The sequence below is a fragment of the Curtobacterium sp. VKM Ac-2887 genome (assembly GCF_015350935.1).
Lineage (GTDB): Bacteria > Actinomycetota > Actinomycetes > Actinomycetales > Microbacteriaceae > Curtobacterium.
The window spans coordinates 1-846 of record NZ_JADKSB010000049.1 but is presented as its reverse complement, the minus strand read 5'-3'; the positions used below and the strand labels follow the sequence as shown (position 1 = coordinate 846).

The following is an 846-nucleotide window of genomic DNA, read 5'->3' as shown; positions in this document are numbered from 1 at the left end:
GATCGTCCTCCGGACACCGTCAGACTCGCGCAACACGCCGCCTGTGAGCGGGGTCGTTCGGTGTCGTCGTTTCCGCACCGCTCCGTGTCCCGGTGGCCGACCCTCCTGCTTTACGACGCGGTAACGAGTCGTCTGAGTAGGCGCTGTCCCAGGACTGCCGAGCCCACGGCGCTGCTCGCCACGACAATCGCGGTGGTCCACGGGGGAAATCTCAACATTGATACGAAGAACGCGCTCGGCCAGATCGTTCCGATCTCGGCGAGGATGGCCGCCGCCCACAGGCTTGGAGTCATTGGCGCCAGCATGCTGGAGGACCGCGAACACGAAGAACACGAACAAAGTGGCCATGAGCCCGACGCTGAAGCCGAGAACGAGTGCCGGCAGTCCGGTATAGAACAACACGGCGACCGTGCTCAGGATCGCTTCTGGGAACGCAGACCATGGGCCTCGGAGGCGGGCTCCGGGCAGGAGCGTCATGCGGTACCAACGTGTCTTACACTTGGTAAAGTTGTAGGTGCCATCATGAATCCACATGTTTTCTTCGGAGTAATCGGGATCGTCGCCGTTGTGGTCGGATCGATTGTTAACATTTTTCCAGACGCAGCGCGCAAGGCTGTTCTGAAACAGCCTTCTTTGCTACCGAAAGAAACCGTGAAGTGGCTCTATAGCCGAACCCTTGTCCGCACTGTCGGCATAGGCCAGGTGATAATTGGGGTCGCCTTTATTTTTCAATGGGTTGTCAGTGAGGCTGGGTAACCTGGATCTGTCAGGCGCAGCCCGCGATCCGGAGTCGCCCTTCCTGTGTGCGACGAAGTCCGCGGCTACGACGTCCCGATTGGCTTCCGC

At 59.9% G+C, this 846-nt stretch carries 1 protein-coding gene; it reads left to right on the top strand.

Going from position 1 to position 846, the window contains the following annotated elements:
* Window positions 1–756: hypothetical protein (locus tag ITJ69_RS20175; protein WP_228549987.1), on the top strand; the 756-nt coding region annotated here is incomplete at its 5' end.
* Between the last annotated feature and the right edge of the window lie 90 nt (window positions 757–846).